This is a genomic window from Micromonospora yangpuensis (assembly GCF_900091615.1).
GTDB lineage: Bacteria > Actinomycetota > Actinomycetes > Mycobacteriales > Micromonosporaceae > Micromonospora > Micromonospora yangpuensis.
In genome coordinates this window covers 6,271,492-6,294,341 of the sequence record NZ_FMIA01000002.1, presented here as the reverse complement: position 1 = coordinate 6,294,341, position 22,850 = coordinate 6,271,492, and the positions used below count along the sequence as shown (strand labels likewise).

Annotated in this window: 19 protein-coding genes, 1 pseudogene and 1 riboswitch; of the genes and pseudogenes, 6 read left to right on the top strand and 14 right to left on the bottom strand. The window is 73.5% G+C overall.

All coding sequences use genetic code 11. The annotated features are described in order from the left end of the window. Nucleotides 1-36: 36 nt before the first annotated feature. Complete coding sequence (locus GA0070617_RS32270; RefSeq protein WP_308472674.1) at nt 37-327, top strand: hypothetical protein; 291 nt, start codon at nt 37-39, stop codon at nt 325-327. On the opposite strand, the gene GA0070617_RS28535 is transcribed toward GA0070617_RS32270, so the two are convergent. From GA0070617_RS28535 to GA0070617_RS28500, 8 genes are all read right to left on the bottom strand, one after another. Continuing rightward, on the bottom strand, nt 298-1,167 hold the full coding sequence (locus tag GA0070617_RS28535; RefSeq protein ID WP_091445355.1) for an ECF transporter S component: 870 nt from the start codon (nt 1,165-1,167) through the stop codon (nt 298-300). The two genes, GA0070617_RS32270 and GA0070617_RS28535, sit on opposite strands and share 30 nt — an antisense overlap. Beyond that, entirely contained in the window at nt 1,164-2,843 is a 1,680-nt protein-coding gene (locus tag GA0070617_RS28530) for an ABC transporter ATP-binding protein (RefSeq protein WP_091445353.1), read from the bottom strand. Before GA0070617_RS28530 ends, GA0070617_RS28535 begins: the two co-directional genes overlap by 4 nt. Further along, the gene (locus GA0070617_RS28525; RefSeq protein WP_229688253.1) at nt 2,840-4,018 is read right to left on the bottom strand and encodes a CbiQ family ECF transporter T component; all 1,179 of its coding nucleotides are present in this window, start codon (nt 4,016-4,018) and stop codon (nt 2,840-2,842) included. The genes GA0070617_RS28530 and GA0070617_RS28525 overlap by 4 nt, the downstream gene beginning before the upstream one ends. Continuing rightward, a complete protein-coding gene (locus tag GA0070617_RS28520; protein WP_229688252.1) occupies nt 4,011-4,973 on the bottom strand; it encodes a hypothetical protein in 963 nt (320 codons plus the stop codon). The genes GA0070617_RS28525 and GA0070617_RS28520 overlap by 8 nt, the downstream gene beginning before the upstream one ends. Further along, entirely contained in the window at nt 4,970-6,484 is a 1,515-nt protein-coding gene (locus GA0070617_RS28515) for a cell wall anchor protein (RefSeq protein ID WP_425312210.1), read from the bottom strand. Before GA0070617_RS28515 ends, GA0070617_RS28520 begins: the two co-directional genes overlap by 4 nt. Before the next feature lie 155 nt (nt 6,485-6,639). Continuing rightward, nucleotides 6,640-7,128, bottom strand: a complete 489-nt coding sequence (locus GA0070617_RS28510) for a hypothetical protein (protein ID WP_091445350.1) — start codon at nt 7,126-7,128, stop codon at nt 6,640-6,642. Between the two features lie 130 nt (nt 7,129-7,258). Further along, nucleotides 7,259-8,299, bottom strand: coding sequence for a prenyltransferase/squalene oxidase repeat-containing protein (locus GA0070617_RS28505; protein ID WP_091445348.1), 1,041 nt, complete (start codon nt 8,297-8,299; stop codon nt 7,259-7,261). Nucleotides 8,300-8,397: 98 nt separating this feature from the next. Further along, nucleotides 8,398-8,547: riboswitch (cobalamin riboswitch) on the bottom strand. A gap of 138 nt (nt 8,548-8,685) precedes the next feature. Beyond that, on the bottom strand, nt 8,686-10,404 hold the full coding sequence (locus GA0070617_RS28500; protein WP_175440827.1) for an ABC transporter ATP-binding protein: 1,719 nt from the start codon (nt 10,402-10,404) through the stop codon (nt 8,686-8,688). A gap of 200 nt (nt 10,405-10,604) precedes the next feature. On the opposite strand from GA0070617_RS28500, the gene GA0070617_RS28495 reads away from it, so the two are divergent. After that, entirely contained in the window at nt 10,605-11,054 is a 450-nt protein-coding gene (locus GA0070617_RS28495; RefSeq protein ID WP_229688250.1) for a MarR family winged helix-turn-helix transcriptional regulator, read from the top strand. 117 nt (nt 11,055-11,171) lie between these two features. Here the strand turns inward: GA0070617_RS28495 and GA0070617_RS28490 are convergent, their stop codons facing one another. From GA0070617_RS28490 to GA0070617_RS28475, 4 genes are all read right to left on the bottom strand, one after another. After that, nucleotides 11,172-11,405: a hypothetical protein gene (locus GA0070617_RS28490; RefSeq protein ID WP_175440699.1), complete on the bottom strand. Its 234-nt coding sequence runs from the start codon at nt 11,403-11,405 to the stop codon at nt 11,172-11,174. Nucleotides 11,406-11,581: 176 nt separating this feature from the next. Beyond that, nucleotides 11,582-12,643 (bottom strand): hemolysin family protein, encoded by a 1,062-nt coding sequence (locus GA0070617_RS28485; RefSeq protein ID WP_091445342.1) that lies wholly within the window; start codon nt 12,641-12,643, stop codon nt 11,582-11,584. Next, nucleotides 12,640-14,061, bottom strand: a complete 1,422-nt coding sequence (locus GA0070617_RS28480) for a hemolysin family protein (protein ID WP_229688286.1) — start codon at nt 14,059-14,061, stop codon at nt 12,640-12,642. The genes GA0070617_RS28485 and GA0070617_RS28480 overlap by 4 nt, the downstream gene beginning before the upstream one ends. 178 nt (nt 14,062-14,239) lie before the next feature. Continuing rightward, a complete protein-coding gene (locus tag GA0070617_RS28475) occupies nt 14,240-16,057 on the bottom strand; it encodes a sigma-70 family RNA polymerase sigma factor (protein ID WP_091445340.1) in 1,818 nt (605 codons plus the stop codon). Between the two features lie 117 nt (nt 16,058-16,174). Here GA0070617_RS28475 and GA0070617_RS28470 point away from each other — a divergent pair, with 117 nt between their 5' ends. The 3 genes from GA0070617_RS28470 (at nt 16,175) to GA0070617_RS28460 (ending at nt 21,019) form a co-directional block, all read left to right on the top strand. Next, nucleotides 16,175-18,763, top strand: coding sequence for a S8 family peptidase (locus GA0070617_RS28470; RefSeq protein ID WP_091445336.1), 2,589 nt, complete (start codon nt 16,175-16,177; stop codon nt 18,761-18,763). A 43-nt stretch (nt 18,764-18,806) separates the two neighbouring features. Next, nucleotides 18,807-19,682 carry a hypothetical protein gene (locus GA0070617_RS28465; protein ID WP_139135798.1) on the top strand — a complete coding sequence of 292 codons (876 nt, stop codon included), beginning with the start codon at nt 18,807-18,809 and terminating at the stop codon, nt 19,680-19,682. Between the two features lie 332 nt (nt 19,683-20,014). Beyond that, the gene (locus GA0070617_RS28460) at nt 20,015-21,019 is read left to right on the top strand and encodes a glycoside hydrolase family 11 protein (RefSeq protein WP_091445332.1); all 1,005 of its coding nucleotides are present in this window, start codon (nt 20,015-20,017) and stop codon (nt 21,017-21,019) included. A gap of 112 nt (nt 21,020-21,131) precedes the next feature. Here the strand turns inward: GA0070617_RS28460 and rpmG are convergent, their stop codons facing one another. Together rpmG and GA0070617_RS28450 are read right to left on the bottom strand one after the other, a co-directional pair. Further along, nucleotides 21,132-21,299, bottom strand: coding sequence for a 50S ribosomal protein L33 (gene rpmG, locus GA0070617_RS28455; protein WP_091445329.1), 168 nt, complete (start codon nt 21,297-21,299; stop codon nt 21,132-21,134). After that, nucleotides 21,299-21,436: pseudogene (locus tag GA0070617_RS28450) on the bottom strand (large ribosomal subunit protein bL28); the annotation flags it as partial. The gene rpmG and the pseudogene GA0070617_RS28450, both read right to left, overlap by 1 nt. Nucleotides 21,437-21,522: 86 nt before the next feature. On the opposite strand from GA0070617_RS28450, the gene GA0070617_RS28445 reads away from it, so the two are divergent. Beyond that, the gene (locus GA0070617_RS28445) at nt 21,523-22,809 is read left to right on the top strand and encodes a CobW family GTP-binding protein (protein ID WP_091445327.1); all 1,287 of its coding nucleotides are present in this window, start codon (nt 21,523-21,525) and stop codon (nt 22,807-22,809) included. Nucleotides 22,810-22,850: the final 41 nt, after the last annotated feature.

Genomic DNA, 22,850 nt, shown 5'->3' with positions numbered 1-22,850 from the left:
GCGGATCATCGCCCGGCGGCGGTTCGAACCGTGAGGATGGCGATCAGGGCGGGGGATGTTCTGCACCTCACTCGGGCGGCGAGCGTGCAGTTCGTCAAGCCGATCATGTTCCGGTTGATCCGGGTCCGGGAAGATCTTGTCACCTACCACGGGTGGGTGTGGCTTGAGGGTTACGAGTTGGACCAGGTCGGCGACGCCACCCGGAGGCGAGAGGTTCTCGTGCGGTGGGACGGGCTCCGGCTGATCGGCCCCCGGCTGGAACCCGACGGAGTGCCGGGGCCACGACGCGCTGGTAGCTCAGCGCCTACGGTCCGGACCAAGAGGTGACATCGTACCCGGATGGGCGGGGTCGGCGAAGGTGACAGGTGCGCCGAAGGCGGCCCGGCGGGCGGCCCGGCGCAGCGCGGCGAGCACCGCCGGGCCGGCCAGGACGATCGCCACAGCGGTGGTGACGGCGCGGCCGGTGTCCCAGCCGAAGGTGGAGGTGACCGCGGTGAAGACGGCGAAGCGGTGCAGGTTCTCCAGCAGCGGGGCACCCGCCACGTAGGAGAGCTGGGTGTCCGCGCCGATGCTGAACGGCCAGAACCACAGGTTCATCAGCAGGCCGTAGCCGTACGCGGCCAGCACGCCGTAGCCGGCCAGGACGGCGACCTCCGCCCGGCCACGCAGCCCGGCCGGCAGCAGGCCGGCGCCCAGGCCGATCCAGGACGCGGCCAGCATCTGGAACGGCAGCCACGGCCCCACCCCGGCGGTGAGCAGCGCGGAGGCGAACAACGACGTCGAGCCGAGCAGGAAGCCGAAGCCGGGCCCGAACACCCGGCCGGCGAGGACGAGCAGGAAGAAGACCGTCTCGATGCCGGCGGTACCGGCACCGAGCGGGCGCAACGCGGCGTTGACGGCGGCGAGTACGCCGAGCATCGCCAACGCCTTGCTGTCGATGCCGCCGGAGCTGAGTTCGGCCAACACCAACGCCACCAGGACCGGCAGCACCACCAGGAACACCAGCGGCGCCTCCCCGGTCCTGGCCGTCCCCTCGGGCTGGGCGGGGACGAAGAACGGCCAGGTGAAGGTGGCCAGCGCGGCGACCGAGGCGAGCAGCAGCACGACCGCCGTGCGCGGCGCGACCCGCAGCACGTTCGTGCCGGCCCGGTCGGTCCGCCCGCTCACGACGGCGACCCGTCCGTACCGAGGGCGGCGGTGACCTGGTCCACGGTCAGCCAGGGCGCGGGGGCGAGGACCTTGGCCACCTGCGGGGCGAAGGCCGGCGAGGCGAGCATCACCTCGGTGGTGCTGCCGTCGGCGACGATCTCCCCCTCGGCCAGCACCACCACCCGGTCGGCGAGGGAGGCGACGAGTTCCACGTCGTGCGTGGCGACCACCACCGCCCGCCCGTCGGCGGCCAACCGGCGGACGATCGCGGCGAACTGCCGTTTGGCGCGGTAGTCCAGGCCCCGGGTCGGCTCGTCCAGCAGCACCACCGGTGGGGCGGCGGTGAGCTGGACGGCGAGGGCGAGCGCCAACCGCTGCCCCTCGGACAGGTCCCGGGGGTGCCGGTCGCCGGGCAGCCCGGGGGCGAGCTGGTCCAGCAGCGCCCGGCAGCTGCCGGCCGGCGTACCGGTCTCCCGGTCGGCCTGGCCGCACTCGGCGTCCACGGTCTCCAGGTACAGCAGGTCACCGGGGGTCTGCGGGACCAGCCCCACCTGTCGTCGGGCCCGGCCCGGCGGCAGGGCCTTCGGGTCCACGGCCCCCTGCGGGCCGACCACGGTGACCGTGCCGCCCTGCCGGGGGCCGCTGCCCTGCACCGCCCAGAGCAGGCTGGACTTGCCGGAGCCGTTGCGCCCCATCAGCGCCACGATCCGCCCCGGGTGCAGGTCGAGGTCGACCCCGGCCACGGCGACGGTGCCCGGATACCGCACCACGATCTTCCGCGCGGTCAGCACGGCGGGCGGAGCCGCCGCGCCGGGAGTCGGTCCGGACGGAACCGTCCCGCCGGAAGCTGCCGCGCCCGGAGCCGCCGTCCCCGAAGCGGTCGCGGTGAGTCGGTGGCGCAGGTCGGTGGCGTGGCGGCGGGCGTCGCGGACCGACAGCGGCAGCGGCGTCCAGCCGGCGAGGCGACCCAGCTCGATCAGCGGCGGCACGATGTCGACGCCGGCCAGGACGGTGGCCGGGTCCCCGGACACCACCCGGCCGTCGCCGGGCAGGTGGAGCAGCCGGTCGGCGTACTGCACCACCCGCTCCAGCCGGTGCTCGGCCAGCACCACGGTCACCCCGAGGTCGTGCACCAGCCGGGTCACCACGGCCAGAACGTCCTCGGCGGCGGTCGGGTCCAGCGCGGAGGTGGGCTCGTCGAGCACCAGCACCCGGGGGTGGGCGGTGAGCACCGCGCCGATGGCGACCCGCTGCTGCTGCCCGCCGGAGAGGGTCCGCAGCGGCCGGTCCCGCAGCTCGGCGATGCCGAGCAGGTCCAGGGTCTCCTCCACCCGTTTGCGCATCACCGTCGCCGGCAGGGCGAGCTGTTCCATCCCGTAGGCGAGTTCCTCCTCGACCGTGTCGGTGACGAACCCGGCGAGCGGATCCTGTCCGACCACGCCCACCACGTCGGCGAGGTCACGCGGCGGATGGTGGCGGGTGTCCCGGCCGTCCACCGTGACGGTGCCGTGCAGGGTGCCGCCGGTGAAGTGCGGCACCAGCCCGTTGACCGCCCGCAGCAGGGTGGACTTGCCGGTGCCGGTGCGCCCGACGACCAGGCAGAGTTCGCCCTCGTCGATGCGGAGCGTCACGTTCCGCAGCGTCGGTTGGTCGCTGTCGGCGTACCGGACGGTCACCCGGTCGAACTCGATCACCGTGGGCCTCCCCGGGCTCCGGACGGGACCGGCAGGCGGCTCGTGCCACCGGCCGGGGTCGGTGCGGGCGGCGGGGTCGACCGGGTCAGCACCGGTGGCGGTGCCAGCCAGGCCGGTGCCGCCGCGACCGCTACCGCGAGCAGCGTCAACGGCGTCAGCTCGGGCCAGGTGAGCGGGCTGACCGGCGGATACAGCAGCTCCGGGTCGAGCGAGCCGGCCAGCACCGTCAGCCCGGCGACCGTCGCACCGCAGCCGGCCACCAGCAACTCCGCGGTACGCCAACGGTCCGGGCGGTAGCGGCCCCGCCGGACCCGACGGCCGGCCAGCACCATCCCGGTCACGGCGGTGGCCAGCCCGGCGAGCAGCATCGGCAGGCCCAGGTAACCGGGCCCGGTGGCGTCCAACAACCCGTAGGTACCGGCGCAGACCCCGACCAGACCGCCGAGCACCAGCGCGCCGGTGACCGTACGCTGGCCGGCCGGCACCGCCGCGGTGCGGCCGTACCCCCGGGAGTCCATCGCGGCGGCCAGCGCCAGGGACCGGTCCAGCGCGTCGGCCAGCACCGGCAACGCGATGCCCCGCAACGCCCGGACGCCCCGGCCGGAGGCCCCGCGCAGCCGCCGGGCCCGGCGGACCCGCAGCACGCTCTCCACCAGCTGCGGGGCCACCGACAGGGCCACCACCACCGCCGTACCCACCGCATAGAGCGCCCCGGGTACGGCCTTGAGCAGCCGCTTCGGGTTGGCCAACGCGTTCGCCGCGCCGAGGCAGACCAGCATGGTGGCCAGCCGCAGCCCGTCGTAGAACCCGCCGAGGAGCTGTTCGGCGGCGACCGGCCCGAGGAGCCGGATGCCGGCGGCCCACTCGGGCAGCGGGATCTCCGGCAGCCGGACCAGCACGGTCTCGCCCTGCCCACCGCCGAACACGATCCGGAACACCACCCGCATCGCCACGATCACCGCGCCCAGGACCAGGTACATCCGGAAGGCCAGCGCCCACGGCGCGTCCCCGCGTCGGCGGACCACCACCAGCGCGGCGACGGCGACGAAGAGCCCCAGCGGCAGCGGACTGGTGGTGTGGCTGGCGGCGGTGGCCAGGCCGAGCGCCCACAGCCACCACGCGCCGGGGTGCAGCGCCCGGGGCAGCCGCGCCGAGCGCCGGGACGGCTCAGTCATCCGGCTCGGCGGTCCGTCGTCGTCGGGCGGCGACCAGGCCACCGGCGGCGAGTACGGCCAGCACCAGGACGCCGGCCACCGTACCCAGGGGGAGCCCGCCACCGTCCCGGCGTCCGGCGATCGGCGTCAGCGGCGGCTGACCGGCGGGGTCGGCCGACGTACCGGCACCACCGGCCGGTGCGGTCGGTGCCGCCCCGCTCGGCGTCGGTGCACCGGTCGGCGGCGTACCGGTGGGGGGTGTGGGTCCGGCGGTCCCGGCCGTCGGTGCCGGAGCGGGCCGACCGTCGGCTGCCGGTGGCGGACCGACCGGCGCGCCGCCGGCGGCCGGCGGTACGACCGGTCCACCGTCGGCGGCCGGCGGTGGTGGCGCGACCGGCCCGTCGTCGCCGGCCGGCGGAGGCGCGACCGGTCCAGGCGGGGGTGCGACCGGGCCCGGCGGTGGCGGTGCGGGCGGTGGCGGGGCGGGGCGTTTCGGTGCCACGTCCGGTCGGGGCGCGTCGTTGCCGCTGCGGTTCAGCGAGAACGACCAGCCCTCGAAGCTGCCCGCCGGTGGCCTGCGGTTGAGCACCCCCTTGTCGCTGTACGCCCAGCTGCCGCCGTCCTGCGCGTGCCAGTACGACCAGTAGGCGCTGGCCGGTGGCGTGTCGACGCACTTCTCCGCGGCCGCCGACGGCTTGCCCTCGATCCGGCAGATGAACCCCTCACCCCAGCGCAGGGTGCCGGTGACCTGGAAACCGGCGTCCTTGAGTGCGGTCAGGCCGGTGCTCTGCGCGCCGGGGGCACACCGCACCACGGTGCCGCCGCCGAGCTCGTTGAAGTCGACCACGACGGTGACGCCGGAGGCGTCCGGGCAGTACCCGGCGGAGCCGGCCGCCGACGCGGCCGGCCCCGGCACGCCCACCGTGCCCGCCAGCACCCCGACGACGACCAGCCCGGCCCGCCGGGACCCCGTCATGTCGCCCGCCGTCGGGTCAGCACCAGCAGCAGTACGCCCACCCCGACCAGCAGGGCCGCGACCAGTACGTAGCTGACGATCGCCGCACCGGTCCTGGGCAGCCCACCGGTCGGTGTCGGCTCCGGCACGACGGCCGGCGTGGTGGGGGCCGGGGTCTGCGGTGTGGCACCGGCCGAGCCGCTCGGTGTCGGGCTGGCCGGGGCCGTACCGGTCGGTGTCGGTGTGCCCGGGGTCGGCGACCCGGTGGGCGTGGGCGGGGCGGTGCCGGTCGGGGTGGCCGTGGCGGTCGGCGAGGAGGTCGGGGTGACGGTGCCGGTCGGGGTCGGCTCCGGCGACGGCGGCGGGTCGAGGCCGATCCGGCCGAGCGGCACCTGGACCAGCCCGAGCAGCGCCTGCGCGGTGGCCCGACGCCACTGGTCCCGGCCGGTGTCGGCGATACCGGCCTGAACTCCCGCCGTGAACTCGGTGGTGTTGTACGCGACGGCTCCCGCGTCGGCGGCGGCCGCCCCGCCGTTCGCCGTGGTCAGTTGCAGCGCGCGCAGCGCATCGGCGGCCCGGGTGGCCGCGGTGTCGCGCCCCGCGGCGGCGAGGGCCTGCCCGGCCAGGCCGGTGCTGTTGGAGTTCGCGCCGGTGGTCGGCCCCGAACCACCGAACGACCCGTCCGGGTGCTGCTGGGCGACCAGCCAGTCCGCCGCCCGGCCGGCCGCGTCGGCGGCACCGCCGGCACCGGCGTCGGCGGCGGCCAACAGCGCCTGGACGGCCATCGCGGTCGAGTCGACGTCGAGGAGCGCGTCGGCCTGCTCGTCGCAGGAGGGTGACGGCCCGTCCACGGTGTCCGGGTAGAGCCGGAACCCGCCCGCCGCGCACTGCTGCCGGAGCAGGAAGTCGACGGTGGCCGGTGGCAGGTCACCACTGCGGGCCAGGCCCAGCACGGCGAAGGACTGGTCGAAGGTGTTGCTGGCGTCCGGTCCACTGTCGGCGGTGGTCCGGCTGGTGATCCGCCCCCGCTGGTGCCCGGCGTCCGCCCCGGCGATCAGGGACAGCGTCTCGGCCCGCAGGTCGAAGCCGCCGAATGCGGTGGGATCGGCTCCGGCGGCTGCGGCGGCGTACAGCAGTTTGGCCGTCGCCCCACCGTCGGTGAAGCCGGGGATACCCCAGTCGTCGTAGCTGTTGTAGGCCCGTACGTGCGCCGCGACCTGCGCGGTTGCCGCCTGCCGGGTCGGTGCGGCGACCCCGGTCGCGGAGAGCGCGAGGATCCCGTCGATGGTCAGGCCCCAGTCCGGGCCGCCGAACGGTCCGGGCAGCGCCCCGTCGTCGAACTCCCCGGCCAGCCAGGTCGCGGCGGCGCGCCCGGCGGCGGTATCGGCCGCCGCCGGTGCGGCCACCCCGCTCAGGGGTACGGCGCTGAGCGCGGCCAGGGTCACCGCCGTGCTGGCCGCGAGACCGGCACCGAACCGCCGAGAAATGTGCCGCCGGGACACGAGCCGCCGAGAGATGAGCCGTCGGGACACGAGCCGTTGGGACGCGGGTGCCGGGGAGACGGGTGGCCGGGGTACGGGCGGTCGGGACGGTGGCCGGGGCCCGGGTGGCCGTGGCGCGGACAGTGGCATGAGGGTGCCTTTCGCAGTGTGGTCGGTCGACGCCCGGTCCACCCCGGGGCGGCAGGTCAGGGAGCGGTGATGCTCGGTGCGGCGCCCGCGCCGAAGGACCAGCCCTCGACGCTGCCCGGCGCGGGGTTGTAGCTGGACGCGCCGGAGGTGCTGTACGACCAGGCCGCGCCGCTGCCGGAGGCGTGCCAGTACGACCAGTACGCCGTGGCGGGCGGGGTGTTGACGCACGGGTCGGTCGCGGCGGTGGGCTTGCCGTTGATCCGGCAGACGAAGGCCAGCCCCCAGCGCGAGGTGCCGGTGACGGTGAAGCCGGCGCCCTGCAGGGCGGCCACCCCGGTGGCCGGATCGCCGAGGGCGCAGGCGACCTGGACGCCCCCGCCGAGGGCGGCGAAGTCGACGACCACGGTCACTCCGGTGGTGCCGGTGCAGGCGGCGGCGTGCGCCGCCCGGGGTGCGGGTTCGACCGCGGTCAGTGCGACGGCGGCGACGGCGGCGGCCAGCAGCCCGGCGAGCCGGCGGCGGATGGCGCAACGGTGACGGAACATGACGTCCTCCTGTGGTCGGACGAGCCGAGGTGAGACGAGCTGAGGTGAGGGGAGTTGGGTGAGGCGAGCTGGGGCACGGCGAGCTGAGCTGGGACGAGCGGGGACCGGACGGGTGGCGCACCGGGGCCGCTCAGGGGCAGGAGGTCACCGGTGCCCCGGCGGTCGCCCCAGTGGCCGAGAGCTGGGCGTACCCGGTGCCGGTCAGGCCGAGGACGGCCTGTGCGGTCGCGCGGACGGCGGTCTGCGGATCGAAGGTGCCGCCGTCGAAGTCGACCGCGCCCCGGTCGGCCGGCGCACCGGCGCAGCCCACCTGGAGTCCGGTGAGGAAGGTGCGGGCCCGAGCCCAGGCCAGCGGCCGGCCGCCGGCGCGTAGCGCCTGCGCGGCGAGACCGGTGCTGTTGGCGTTGCCGAATCCGCCGTCGGTGCCCTGCACGGAGACCAGCCAGCGCAGCCCGGCGGCGGCGTCGGCCGGGCGGCCGGCGGCCCGCAGCGCCTGCACCGCGAGCGCGGTGGCGTCCACGTCGGAGGTACAGACCGGCTGGGCGGGCAGCAGCGGATAACCGCCGTCGGCACACCGGGTACCGGCCAGCCAGGACGCCGCCGCCGGAGGCACCCCCGGCGCGGTGCGGTGCAGGGCGAGGATCGCCAGGGACTGGCTGAAGGCGTTGCTGTAGTCGCCGAACGCGGACCGGTCGGTGAACCGGCCGTCGGTCGACTGCAGCGAACGCAGCCGGGCGGTCAGGTCGACCCCGCCCACATCGGTCGGATCCGCGCCGCGTACCGCGACGGCGAGGGCGAGCTTCGCGGTGGCGCCGGCGTACGCCTCGGTGCTGCCGTCGCCGACGTAACCGTCGCGGATGTCCGGCCGGGTGACCCAGGCCAGTGCCGACGCACCGAAGTCGTCGGCGACGCCGGCGGCGGCGAAGGCGAGGACCGCGTCGAGGGTGAGCCCCTGGTCGGGGTAGGCGACGCCGTCGAAGACCACTTCGAGGCGTTCGCCGTCGACGAGTTGACGGGCCAGCCAACCGGCGGCGGCCTCGGCGCGGGTCGGGCCCGTCGGCACCGGGCCGGCGGGCGCGGGCGCGGCGAGCGCGGGGGTGGTGAGGGTGAGGGCGGCGAGCAGACCGCAGAGGAGGACGAGCAGGTGGTGCCGGCTCAGGCGGACGACCATCGGAAGCGCCTTTCCGGCCCGGCGGTCGTCAGAAACCCGGACGACCGTCGTGACGCGGAGGACCGGGACTCCGACCCGTGGGCCACGACGGGTGGGGGAACGAATTCACGCGTACGGCGGGTATTCGGGCTCGCCGTCGAAAGTGGATCACCTCGACGGCCTACCGTTGCGGGCCAGCGCCGGACTCAGACCGGACTTCCCCCGCACGTACGCGCTTGTGGACTTGTGCCGTCAGTCTGGCCAGCGACGACAGGGCGTGTCAATGCGTCGTACGTCGCAGCCGACGTCCTGCCGCTGCTCCTGCCCCTGGTGCCGGCCACCACGAACGCATCTGGCCGGATCGGCCGGTCCGGGACGGTGCGCGGAGCGCCGCCGGAGCGGGGCTGTCAGGCGGCGAGGGCGGCGTAGCGGCCGGCCCGCGCCAGCAGGTCGGCGTGGTCGCCGGACTCCACGATCCGCCCGTGGTCGAGCACCGCGATCCGGTCGGCGTCGCGCACGGTGGCCAGCCGATGGGCGATGGTGACGGTGGTACGACCCCGGGCCACCTCGTCGAACGCCCGTTGCACGGCGCGCTCGGTCTCGGTGTCCAGGGCGCTGGTGGCCTCGTCGAGGATCAGCACCCGCGGGTCGCGCAGCAGCGTCCGGGCGATCGCCAGGCGCTGCTTCTCGCCGCCGGAGAAGCGGTGCCCCCGCGACCCGACCACCGTGTCGTACCCGTCGGGCAGGCCGGCGATCAGGTCGTGGATCTGGGCGGCGCGGGCGGCGGCCTCGATCTCGGCGTCGGTGGCGTCAGGACGGGCGTAGCGCAGGTTCTCCCGGACGGTGGTGTGCAGCAGGTACGTCTCCTGGCTGACCACCCCGACGATGGCGGCGAGATCAGCCAGGCGCAGCTGGCGCAGGTCGACGCCGTCGACGGTGATCCGGCCGCTGGTCGGGTCGTGGAGCCGGCTCAGCAGCGCGGCCAGGGTGCTCTTGCCGGACCCGGTCTCGCCGACCAGGGCCAGGCTGGTGCCGGCGGGGACGTCGAGATTGATCCCGGCTACGGCGGCGGTGTCACTGCCCGGGTAGTGGAAGGTGACGTCGGTCAGGCGTAGCTCGCCCCGGACCCGGCGCCTGTCGATCTCGACCGGCTCGGCCGGGTCGGCCACCTCGACCGGCAGGTCCAGGTACTCGAAGATCCGGGCGAAGAGCGCCAGCGAGGCGGTGACCGAGACGGCCACGTTGAGCAGCCCGGTCAGCGGCCGGAACAACCCGCCCTGCAACGCGGTGAAGGCGACCAGGGTGCCGATGCTGAGCGTCCCGGCGGTGCCGGGCAGTCCGGCGCTGAGGTAGATCACCGCCGGAATGGCGGCGAAGACGACGCTCATCGTGGCCATCCGCCAGCGGCCGGCGAGCTCGGAGCGCAGCTCCAGGTCGACCAGGCGGGCCGAGGAGGCGGTGAAGCGCGCGGCCAGGGCGGGGCCGGTGCCGAGGGTCTTGGCCAGGTGTACGCCGCTGACCGAGAGCCCTTCCTCGACCGTGACGTTGAGGTCGGCGAGTTCACGTTGCCGCCGCGCGGTGATCTCCCGACGGAGCTGGGCGACCCGGCGGGTCAGCCAGATGGCCGGTGGCAGCACGACGAGGGAGACCAGCGACAGTCGCCAGGACAGGGCGAGCATGGCCACCCCGGTGGCGATCACGGTGGTCAGGTTGGCCGCGATCGAGGTGGCGGTCGAGGTGACCACCGACTGCATGCCACCGATGTCGTTGGTGATCCGGGACTGGACCTCGCCGGTGCGGGTCCGGGTGAAGAACGCCAGTGACTGTCGCTGCAGGTGGGTGAAGACGTCGGTGCGCAGCCGGTGCATGACCTGCTGGCCCACCCGGGTGGAGATCCAGGTCTGCGCCACGCCCAGCACGGAGGTGACGGCGGCGACCACGACCAGGCCGGCCACCAGCCAGGCCAGCAGCGGCAGGTCGCGCTCGGGCAGGGCCCGGTCGATCACCGCGCGGAGCAGGAAGGGCGTGGCCGTGGCGAGCACCGAGGAGGCCACGATGATCGCGGTGACGGTGGCGAGCGCGCCCCGGTGCCGGGCGAAGAGTCCGCCGATGCGACGCAGGGACACCTGGCGGGCCTGCGCCTGCTCCTCGGCGCTGAGCTCGTGGGAGCCGCGGTCGCGGCCGGGCTTGTGGTCGCGGCCGGGCTTGTGGGAGCCGCGGTCGCGGCCGGAGGGGACGGGTTCCAAGGGATGCTCCCTTACCTTCGACTAATGCTGAGGTTACCTCAACATGAGGGAACAACACCTTCTCCTGGTAGGTTGTTCCCGTGCCCGAAGACCCGCCGGTCCCCGTGACCACGGACCCGCACCAGCCCGAGGACGGCCTCGCCGAGGCGTTCTGGGCGGTGACCCGACGGCTGCGCCACCGCACCCGTCAGGCGCTCGCGCCGTGGGACGTCACGCCCGCCCAGTCCCGGGCGCTCGGCGTGCTCAACCGGCACGGTCCGCTGCGGCTCAGTGCGATCGCCGAGCACCTGCGGATCGCCCCCCGCTCGGCCACCGAGGTCGTCGACGACCTTCAGGCCCGGGGTCTGGTGCGGCGGCAGGCCGACCCGACGGACCGGCGCGCCACCCTGGTCACGCCGACCGAGGAGGGCACCCGCGCCGGTGCCGCCATGTACGCCGCCCGCCGGGCCGCCGCCGACGATCTCTTCGGGGACCTGCCGCCGGCCGACCGGGAACAGCTCGCCCGCATCCTGCGTACGCTGCTCGCCTGACCGGCCGTCGCGGGGCGCCTCCGGGTGCTGGTGCGCTCCGGGATCCGCGCCGCGCGGGTCGGGGTCCGCGCCGCGCGGGTCGGGGCACGGGAACGCCGCCCGGCGGAGCGGGCCGGATCAGGTGCGGACGGCCGTGACGGTGACCGTGCTGTAGCGCATCGGGAAGCTGCCGCCGACCGCGTCGATCGCGGCACCGGTGCCGTCGAGGATCCGGTCGAGCGTGTCGGCGGGAAGCCGGGTGTGCAGGCCCTGGGTGGGCAGCAGGTCCAACCAGTCGTCCCGGTGATACGTGTGCTGCCAGTCGTCGCACCAGTACCGCGGGCACACCCAGAGGTCACACCCCGCGGGCACGCCCACAGGGCACACCCCGGGGGACGCTCGGCGGAGCGGAGCGGGGCGGAGCGGAGCGGAGCGGGGCGGAGCGGAGCGGAGCGGGGCGGAGCGGAGCGGAGCGGGGCGGGGCGGGGCGGAGCGGGGCGGGGCGGAGCGGAGCGGGGCGGAGCGGGGCGCGGAGCGGAGCGGGGCGGTCAGGCGCGGGCTGGCTCGGGGACGCGCTGGGTGGCGTCGCGGACCTCGCCGACCAGCTCCTCGATCACGTCCTCCAGGGCGGCCAGGCCCAGTAGCCGGTCCGTACCCGGCTCCACCACCCTGGCCAGGTGCGCGCCCTGCTGCTGCATGACGGCCAGCACGTCGCGCAGCGGCTGCCCGGCGTCCACCGTGGCCAGGTCGCGGATCCGCTGCCGGTCGACCGGCCGGTCCCGGTCCTCGTCGGGGACGCCGAGGATGTCCTTGACGTGTACGTAGCCGGTGAGCGTTCCGTCGGGCCCGGTGGTCGGGAAGCGGGAGAAGCCGGTGCTGGCGCACTGCTCCTCCAGTTCGACGGGGGTGCTGTCCTGAGCGACGGTGACCAGCGACGACAGCGGCAGGGCCACCTTCTCGGCGGTCTGCTCGTTGAAGCTGAGCGCGCCGGTGAGCAGGTCGTGTTCCTGCTGGTCGAGGAGGCCTTCCTGGCGGGACTGGCTGATGAAGCCGGCCACCTCCTCGCTGGTGAAGGCCGACGCGACCTCGTCCTTCGGGGTGACCCGCAGCAGCCGGAGCACGGCGTTGGCGAGCTGGTTGAGCAGCCAGATCAGCGGCCGCAGCACGGTGACGATGCCGTAGAGCACCGGCCCGAGGATCAGCGCGGAGCGTTCCGGGCCGGCCAGGGCGATGTTCTTGGGCACCATCTCGCCGAGGACCATGTGCAGGAAGACCACCACGACCAGGGCGATCGCGAAGGCGATCGGATGCAGCAGCCCGTCCGGTACGCCCATCGCGGCGAACGGCCGTTCCAGCAGGTGTGCCACGGCCGGTTCGCCGACGGCGCCCAGGCCCAGCGAACAGACGGTGATGCCGAGCTGCGCGCCGGCCATCATCAGCGAGACGTTCTCCATCGCCCGCAGGGTGACCCGGGCGATGGTGGAGCCAGCTGCGGCGCGCGGTTCGATCTGGGTACGGCGGGCCGAGATCAGGGCGAACTCCGCGCCGACGAAGAAGGCGTTGCCGATCAGCAGCGCCACGGCCAGCAGCAGGGCGGTGACGTCGCTCATGACCGTACTTCCTCGATCTTCTCGGCGTCGCCGGCGGGCGCGGGCACGGTGCCGGGGGTGGGTCTGGCGTCGGTGGTGGGTGCGACCTGGCGCAGGGTGAGCCGGTCGACCCGGCGCCCGTCGAGCCGGGTGACGGTGAGCTCCACGTCGGCCGGGGTGGGCAGGCCGTCGTCGTCGGGATGGGCCCGGTCGGCGGCGGTCACCAGCACGCTGTCACCGACCTCGGGAAAGCGGCCGAGCTGTTCGGTGACCAGTCCGCCGAGGGTCTCGGCGCTGCGCGCCTCGGGCAGGTCGAGGTCGATCAGCCGGGACGCCTCGTCCGGGCGGAGCAGCCCGGACAGCGTCCAGGTGCCGTCGGCGGCCCGGTGGTGCCGGCGTACCGGCCGGTCCTGCTCGTCGGCGATCTCCCCGACGATCTCCTCCACCAGGTCCTCCAGGGTGACGATGCCGGCGGTGCCGCCGTACTCGTCGAGCACGACCGCCATCTGCAGGCCCGGTTCGCGCAGCACGGCCAGCAACGGGTCGAGCTCCATCGTCTCGGGAACCTCGGGCAGGTCGACCATGATGCTGCGTACGGGTCGCTGGGCCCGCTCGGCGGTGGGCACGGCCAGGGCGTGCTTGAAGTGCACCGCGCCGAGGACCTCGTCCGCGCCGGAGGCGGTCACCGGGAACCGGGCGTGCCCGGTGTCGGCGGCCAACGCCAGGATCTCGGCGGCGGAGGCGTCGGCGGAGACGAACCGGGCCCTGGTCCGGGGAGTCATCACGTCGTCGGCGGTACGCTCACCGAAGTCGATCGAGCGGGCCACCAGCTCGGCCGTCCGGGCGTCCAGGGTGCCCTCCCGACCCGAGCGGCTGACCAGGGAGGAGAGCTCCTGCGGGGAACGGGCCGAGGCCAGTTCCTCGGTCGGCTCGATACCCATCCGGTGCAGGATCCAGTTGGCCGCGCCGTTGAGGAAACGGATCAGCGGGCCGGCGGCGGTGGTGAAGCCGCGTTGCGCCCCGGCGACCGCCCGACCCACCCGCAGCGGTTCGGAGATCGCCCAGTTCTTCGGCACCAGCTCACCGAGGACCATCTGGAAGACGGTCGCCAGCACCAGCGCCAGTGAGATCGAGAGCGCGGTGGTCGCGCTGTCGGACAGGCCGGTCAGTCCGAGTGGGCCGCGCAGCAGCGCGGCCAGGGACGGCTCGGCCAGGAAACCGGTGATCAGGCTGGTGACGGTGATGCCCAGCTGCGCTCCGGAGAGCTGGGTCGACAGCGTCCGCAGGCCCTTGAGCAGGCTGGCCGAGCGGCCGTCACCGGCTTTCGCCTCGCGTTCCACGGTCGCGCGGTCCACCGTGACGAAGGCGAACTCCGCCGCCACGAAGATCGCGTTGGCCGCGATGAGCAGCACCACGATCGCCAGCAGGAACCACTCCATCACCACCGGGCCACCTCGGGCAGGTCGGCACGGCGGCTCGGACTGGGAGGATCACTGTCAGCGGACATCAGCCAAGAATAGGCAGCGAGGCGGCATCGGCAAGCCGAGCGCTGTGATCCACGTCATGCGGTCGTCGCCCCGGGCAGGCGTACCGGTTGGCGGTGCTGGATGCCCGGCGCTAGCCCGGCCGGACGCAGGGATCGCTGATCGGGTACGACGGGCTGCGGGCGGTACGGCCGTCGGCGGCGGTCGCCCGTACCCGCCAGGTCAGGCCGGTAGCCCGCAACTGTCCCACGGTCACCGACGCGGACGGTCCCGTCACGGTCATCGCCCGGGTCGACGGGGCACCACCGGTTGGCGTGATGCTCAGCTGGGCGTCGCCGAGCGCGGCGCTGCCGGTGACCCGTACCACCAGGAGGTAGCTGTCCGACCCGCAACGGGTGTGCGCATCGGCGGTGACCGTGAACGGAGCGGCCAGTTGCGGCGAGGCGGCCGGCCGGGGCACGGTCGGCGAGGGCACGGTCGGCGAGGGCACGGTCGGCGAGGGCACGGTCGGCCGGGGCCTGGCCGGCGAGCTGGTCGTGGTCGGTACCGACGGCCCTGCCGGGGTGATCGCCGGATCCGGGCCGGCCGGCCCGTGGTCGGGTGCCGCCGCACCCGCCGCTGTCGAGGCGGCCTGGTTGTCGGTCGTACCGTCGGTGCTGGCCGGCCCGGATCGCGGTACACCATGGGGTGGCGATCCGGACACCGCCGTGCCACCGGGAGCTGTGCCACCCGGACTCGTCAGTGGCAGCGCCTGCGCGCCGGAGGTCCCGACCTGCTCGGCGGCCGGGTGTCCGATGACCAACGCCCAGGTTCCGCCGATGGCCAGGAGCACCAACAGCACAGCGGTCGTGGCCAACCGGCGTCGATGCCGGTCGCGGCCGGTCGGGGCCTGCCGCGCCGACACCGAGGTCACCCGGACCGGGTGGGCCACGGTCCGCCGTGCTTCCGCAGCAGCCTCCGGGACCCCACCCGCCGCCACCGCCGGAGCGGGGGGCCCGTTGGGTGCGCGCCCCGCGTCGACCGGGTCGATCCGGCCGTCCGACGCGTCGGCGTCGGCCTCGGCGTCGGCGTCGGCCTCGGTGTCGGCGTCGGCCTCGGTGTCGGCCTCGGCGTCGGCCTCGGTGTCGGCCTCGGTGTCGGCGTCGGCGTCGACTTGGGCTTGAACCTCGGTGAGCCTCGACCACACCGGGTCCGCGGCGACGAGGAAACCCGGGGCCGTGTACGCGGTCAACAGCGCCGCCGGGTTGAACTGCTCGCGCCGGAGCAGACCGCAGGCGGGGCAGCCGTCGATGTGCCGGGAGACGCGCTTGCGCAGGGTCGGGGTGAAGCGGCCCTGCCAACCGTCGAGAAGATCGGCCAGCACCGGGCAGTCCCCCGCTCCGCTCCGGGCCACGAGCAGCGCGCCGAGGGCCCGTTCGAGCTGCGAGCGGGCCCGGGACAGGCGAGCGTGGGCGTGGTTGGCGGACACCCCGAGGGCCACGCCGATGTCGACGGCGGACAACTCGTGGCGGATCGCCAGATAGACCACCTCGCGGTCGCCGGGGTTGAGGGCGGCCACTGCGGCGTGCACGAGGTCGCGTACCTGGTCGGCGTTGACGCCCGTGCCCGGGTCGGCGGTGTCGGCCACCGGCTCCGCCGCCTCGGCCAACGGCGCGGAGCGGGACCGTTCCCGCAGCTGCCGGAGACACTCGTTGCGCACGATCGTGTACAGCCAGGGGCGCAGCCGGTCAGGGTCGCGGAGCTGACCGATGCGCTGGCTGGCGGTGAGGAAGGCGTCGTGGACGGCGTCCGCGGCGGCCTCCGGCTCACGCAGCAGCACCCGGGCGTACGTGTGGAGCCGGTCGGCGTAGCACCGGTACATGGCTTCCAGGCCGGCCCGGTCGCCCCGGCGAACCGCCTCGACGAGCGTGCGGTCGTTCTGCGCGGCGGCGTCCATCCGTCCCCCAGTCATCCGACTACGGGGTCCAGTAGAACGAAGGAAGACTTTCCTGAGGTCTTTCTGTTGGCATGCCGACCCGCCCGCGCTCCCACCGGTGTCACATCCACCACCGACACCGAGGAGTACCTCATGAATCCGACTCGTTCCGCCCACCGGAAGGGCACAGCCGGGCACCGCTGGCTGGTCGCCACCGTGGTCGCGGTGCTTGCCGGCGGACTCGTCGCCCCCACCACCGCCGACGCCACCGTCGTACCGGCGCCCACCGCGACGCCCGGCAGCACCGTCCCGACCGGGACGCCCGGCAGCACCGTCCCCACCGGGACGCCCGGCAGCACCGTCCCCACCGGGACGCCCGGCAGCACGGTTTCCGGACCGTTGGCCTTCCGGGTCGACCCCGCGCTGTCCGCACCTCGACTGACGGTCGACCCCGTCGGTCGACTCGGCACCGACCGGAAGCTCGGCGTGGTGGCCGGGCCGGACGATTCGCCGGTCGGCCTGGTTCTCGACGAGGTGATGGTGCGGGTCGCCGCCCAGACCGAACTGGACGCCTTCCTGGCCCGCTGGGGCGGCCAGGTACTCGACTCGTTCGCTCCGGACGAGCAGGGTCAGGACCACCTGGTACGGGTCGACGTCGGGCGCGCCGACCCGGCCGGGCTGGTCGCCGATCTGCTCGCCGCCGAGCCGGGCCGGTCCGGGGTGTACCGGGTCGGTGACGAGCGGGCGTTGCGGCTGCTCGCGCTGGCCGCCGCCGAATGGCGGTCCGGCACCGAACTGGTCCTCGACTGGCTGGTGGAGCCGACCGGCATCGTCGACGGCGAGGTGTACGAGTCCGCCGACATCCCGCTGAACGTCTTCGACTGGTCGTTCATGCGGGCCGGCGGCGCGATGGACACCGGGGTCGCACCGGCCTGGCAGTTGCTCGAATCCAAGGGCCGGCTGAGCAAGCAGGTCAAGTATCTCGTCCAGGACGGCGGTTTCCAGTCCAACCTCGACTTTCCGAGCAAGGTTTCCCTGCACAAGGTGGAGTGGGGCAAGCCCAACACCAACGACTGTACGAACGGCACGCCCTGCCCCTTCCACGGCACCGACGTGGTGCTCGCCGGGATGGGTCGGGTCGACAACGGCTACGGCACCGCCGGCCCGGCGGGGCCGGTGGTCGAGGAGCTGGTCGCCGTGCGCAACGGCATCGACTACTGGACGGTCCTGCGCCGGTTGGAGAAGGCCGCCGAGGAGACCCACCCGGACGTGGTCAATCTGAGCTTCACCCGCGACGTCGATCTCGGCAAGGCCTGGGCCCGGACCTGGACCGACCGGCGGATGGAGCACGTCCGGGCCACCGGTGCGGTGATCGTCGCGTCCGCCGGCAACAACGGGAAGAACATCGACGGTGACCTGCTCTACGTGCCCTGCGAGAGCACCCACGTGATCTGCGTCGGTGGCATGAACACCGACGCGACGGTGGCTGCCGGGTCGAACTTCGGCACCAACGACCTCACCACCTCGGTGGAGATCTACGGACCGATGTGCGTGCGGACGCTCGCCGACTCCGGCAAGCCGGTAGGTGACGCGACGAAGCGCACCTGCGGCACCAGCGTCGCCGCGCCGTTCGTGGGCGGGGTCGCCGCCCTGGTGCTGGCCGCCGACCCGAGCCTGACCTCGGCGGAGGTCCGGGACATCCTCAACAGCACCGCGCACGTCGGCGGGCTCGGCGCCAAGGTGACCGGCAGCCAACGTCGGATCGACGCCCTCGCCGCGGTCGCCCGGGCGCTGGGGGTCAAGATCGACAAGCCGACCGTGAGCATCAGTACGCCGAAGACCAAGCAGCAGTTCGGTGTGCACCAGACGGTCGACCTGTGGGGTACGGCCACCGACTTCCTCGGTAAGCAGATCCCGATCACCTGGACCAGCAGCATCGACGGCGTACTGGGTGACACCTCGGTCACCGTCGTGCCCTCGCTGTCGGCCGGAACCCACGTCATCACCGCCAGCGCCACCGACAGCCTGGGGCGTACCGGCTCGGCGACGGTCACCGTCACGGTGGTGGACAGCCCGACGACCACGGCCATCATCTCGCCGCCGGCCGGACTGACGCTCACCCCGGGCCAGTCGGTCAGCCTGGTCGGTGCCTCCAACGACCCCGACGCCTTCGGACCGGTCCCCGACACCGAGGCGTCCTGGACGGTCCGGCGGGGCGGCACGGTGGTCTTCCAGGCCACCGGTCACCAGGCCCTCCTGCCGGCGGGCACGGTCACGGCGGGGGCGTACACGGTGACGTTCACGGCTGGTGGTACCAGCGCGCAACGAGCCTTCACGGTCACCGCGCTGCTGGCCGGGCAGCATCCGCCGGCTGCCACGATCACCCAGCCGGCGACGCCGCTGCAGCTGACCATGGCCGACGGCAAGCCGAAGTCGGTCACGTTCGCCGGCGCCGGCACCGACGTCGAGGACGGTGCGGTCTCCGGAACCCGCTACCGGTGGACCGCCTACGGCGACGGCGGGGTCAAGAAGGTGCTCTGCCAGGGCAGCGCGGTGCCGACCGACGGCCCGATCGACGACGTGGTCCTGCCGAAGAGCTGCGCCAGCTTCACCGCCCAGCTGGGCCAGTTGGACAGCGGACACACCGGCACCACCTGGTCGGTGTGGCTGGAGGTTTTCGACTCGACGGGCCTGATCGGCGTGGATTCCGTACCGGTCCAGATCCAGGTGGTCACGCCCTGACCGGCCGAACCGAATCGAATCGAACCGAGGAGAGGAAAAAACCATGCGAGACACGTCGAACCGCTGCTGGGCACGTCGGACGGCCGCCGTGGGCGGGGCCGCGCTGAGCGCGGTCGTACTCGGCCAGCTCGCCCTCACCGCACCGGTGGCGGCCGTGCCCGGCCTGGTGGTCAAGACGAGTGTCGGGCCCAGCACCAGCTCCGCCAAGACGCAGAACACCGTCTGCCCGGCGGGCACCAAGGTCATCGGTGGTGGGGCCGTGCTCACCGGGTCGGGTCTCGGCCAGGTCGGCCTGGACATCATGCTGCCGTTGGCCGACGCCAACCTCTACTCGGTGACCGGCCGCGAGGATCCCAACGGGGTGGCCGGCAACTGGGCGGTGACCACCAGCGCGATCTGCGCTCCCGCGCCCACCGGGCTGGAGGTGGTCACCGGTCACTCGGCGACCGACTCGGTCAACCCGAAGTTCCGGGAGGTGTCGTGCCCGATCGGCAAGCGCGCCATCGGCGGCGGCGGCGCCGCTCTGGCGCTCGGCTCCGGCGCCAGCGACGTGCTCCTGGAGGACGTCCGGATCCACCTGAACAGCGTGACGGTGGCCGGCGTCGAGGCGGGCGGCGACTTCGCCGGCAACTGGTCGCTGGACATCGCCGTCATCTGCGCCGACCCGCTCCCGGGCGAGCAGCGGCTGTCCACCGACAGCGCCTTCGGCTCGCTGGCCAGCCAGTCGGTCACCGCGACCTGCCCGGCGGGCACCCGGGTACACGGGGTGGGTGGTGAGGTCGTCGGCGGCGACGGCCAGGTGCGCCTGACCGAGCTGCGGCCCACCTCGTCGACCACGGTGACCGTTCGCGCCGCCGAGGACGAGAACGGCTTCAGCGGCAGCTGGAAGGTGCGCGCGTACGCCGTCTGCGCGACCTGACCGACCTCCGTACCCGTGGTCCCGGGCCGGCTCGTCGGCCCGGGACCACGGCGGGTTCAGGCTTGATCAAAGAGTCCGAAACTTTCGATAAACCTCCTCCGAACCCCGATTGGAATGCCCCTGGTTCTGGTGAACCCGTTCCGGGTGACGACCACCAGAACATGCGCGTTCAGCAGGGACGACACCGTTAATCCGGCGACCGGTCACCCGGCAGAGGTTTCGGCAGTTTTTCCGAAACTTGTTGACAACCCGACTCGACGGAGCCAATACTGTCGCCCAATAAGACATCGATTTTTGTCGATGCAATCCATAACGAGGAGGAAGGTTCGTCCATGCCCGAGACCCCCGTCCACTCGAACAACCGCAGGCGCCGACGTCTCAGGTTGCTCCTCGGCGCCGCCTGCGCCGCGATACTGGCCACCACCGGGACCACGGCGATCGTCTCCAGCCCCGCCCACGCCCAGACCGTGACGTCCAACCAGGAGGGCACCCACAACGGGTACTTCTTCTCCTTCTGGAAGGACAGCGGCAACGTCTCCATGACCATGGGCAACGGCGGGCAGTACAGCACCCAGTGGAGCAACGTCAACAACTTCGTCGCCGGCAAGGGCTGGAACCCGGGCACCCGTCGGAACGTGACCTACTCGGGCACCTTCAACCCGAACGGCAACTCCTACCTGACCCTGTACGGCTGGACGCGTAACCCGCTCGTCGAGTACTACATCGTGGACAGCTGGGGCTCCTGGCGGCCCCCGGGCGCCAGCTCGATGGGCACGATCAACACCGACGGCGGCACCTACGACATCTACCGGACCCAGCGGGTGCAGCAGCCCTCGATCGACGGCATCCAGACCTTCTACCAGTACTGGAGCGTCCGCACCTCGAAGCGGGTCGGCGGCACCATCACCACCGGCAACCACTTCGACGCGTGGGCCAGCCGGGGCATGAACCTGGGCAACCACTACTACCAGATCATGGCCACCGAGGGTTACCAGAGCAGCGGTAGCTCCAACATCACGGTCGGCGGCACGACCGGCGGCAACCCCACCAACCCCACCAACCCGCCGCCGGGTGGTGGCTGCTCGGTGAGTGTGAGCCGGGCCGAGGACTGGAGCGACCGGTTCAACACCACCTTCTCGGTGAGCGGCAGCAACAACTGGACCGTCACCATCCGCACCAACGGCGGCCAGAGCGTACAGAGCAGTTGGAACGCGTCGGTCAGCGGCTCCAGCGGCACCCTCACCGCCCGACCGAACGGCAACGGCAACAACTTCGGCATCACGCTCTACAAGAACGGCAACAACACCACCCCGACCGCGACCTGCTCGGCCAGCTGAGCCGACCCCACCGGTGGGGGTGCCGACCGCGGTCGGCACCCCCACCATCGCTCATCTGGTCACCGGGACGCCTCGCGGACGGTGGGCGGCCCGGTCGGATCGCACACGGGCGTCAACGCACCTCGCGGAACTCGACATGCCGGCGCACGATCGGGTCGTACCGGCGCAGGACCAGGCGGTCCGGGTCGTTGCGCCGGTTCTTGCGGATCACGTAGGTGTAGCCGGTGCCGGCGGTGCTGCGCAGCCGCACGATCGGATGCAGCGCGGTCTGCCGGGCCATCAGACCTTCACCCCCCGGGTACGCAACTCGGCGACCACCCTCTCGATGCCCCTGCGGTCCACGGTCCGCAGCGCCTTGGCGGTCAGGGTCAGCCTGACCCAGCGCCGCTCCGAGGGCAGCCAGTAGCGGTGGCTCTGGTGGACACGGGCACTCCTGGAGGTCGAGCAGGGTCAAGAACCTGTTTATAATGACAATCGTTTTCAACTAAGTCGAGAGGACTGTGATGTCGTCGTCGCCGCTCGCGCCCACCGACACCGGCACCCCGCCGGGCGACACCCGCCCGTCGTTGACCGTGCTCAGCGGTTTCTGGCCGGCTGCGACGTATGCCGTCGCCCGGGCCCTGCTCGCCGCGGACCCGACGCTGATCCTCATCCGGCACGACCTCGCCGACCTCGGCAACGGCACCGTGCACCGGATCGTCCGCGACTCCGGCGGCCGCCTGGAGGACGAGCGGATCACCCTGGCGCACGGCTGCGCCTCCTGCACCCTGCGCGAGGACGTACTGCCCACCCTCGCCCGGTTGGCCCGCGCCCACCCCCGACGGGACCTGGTGCTGATGCTGCCCGAGGTGGTCGAGCCAGAGGCGGTCGCCGCCGTCTGCGCGCACTGCCGGGTCGACGAGGTGCCACTGACCGACCTCGTCCGGATCGACTCGTACCTGACCGTGGTCGACGCCGAACACCTGCTCGACGGCCTGGCCAGCACCGAGGGTCTCAAGGCCCTCGGCATCCAGGCCGCCGACAACGACGACCGGGCACTCGCCGACGTCATCGCCCGGCAGATCGAGTACGCCGACACCCTGGTCCTCTGGGGACGGTCCCGGGACGGGGCGTACGGCCTCGACGGTTCGGCCGTGCTGCTGGAACGGATGGCCCCGTGGGCGACCCAGGTCCGGGTCGACGGCGACGTCGTCGACGCCGACGCGTTGACCCGGCGTCTGCGCGGCACCCACCGGCACCGTCCCGAGACACCCGCGGTGCTGGCCCGGGGACTGGAAGGCCGCAGCCTGGGCCGGCACGAGCCGCAGTCCGACTGCGGGGTGGTCTCGGTGGTCTTCCGCGCCCGCCGGCCGTTCCACCCCCGCCGGCTGCACGACGTGTTGGAGGACGTCAACTCCGACGTCGTCCGCTCCCGTGGGCATCTCTGGTTGGCCAGCCAACCCGAGACGGTCGTCGCCTGGGAGTTCGCCGGTGGCGGCCTCCGGCTCGGTTCCCTCGGCCGCTGGCTGGTCGCCCTGCCCGACGCGCACTGGGACGGGATCTCCGACCATCGGCGGCTCGCCGCCGCTCTCGACTGGGACCCTTACTACGGCGACCGGCACCAACTGCTGGTCTTCGTCGGCATGGACCTCGACCCCGACGCGCTGCACCGTACGCTCGCCGACTGCCTGCTCACCGACGCCGAGCTGGCCGACGGGGAGGACACCTGGCGGCACTACGACGACCCGTTGGCCGGCTGCTTCCCGCTCGCCCACCTCGACCCGAACCGCGCCGGAGACAGCCCGGCCTGACCGGTTCCACTCCGCGTCCGCCGCCGCGCCGGGTATCCGAC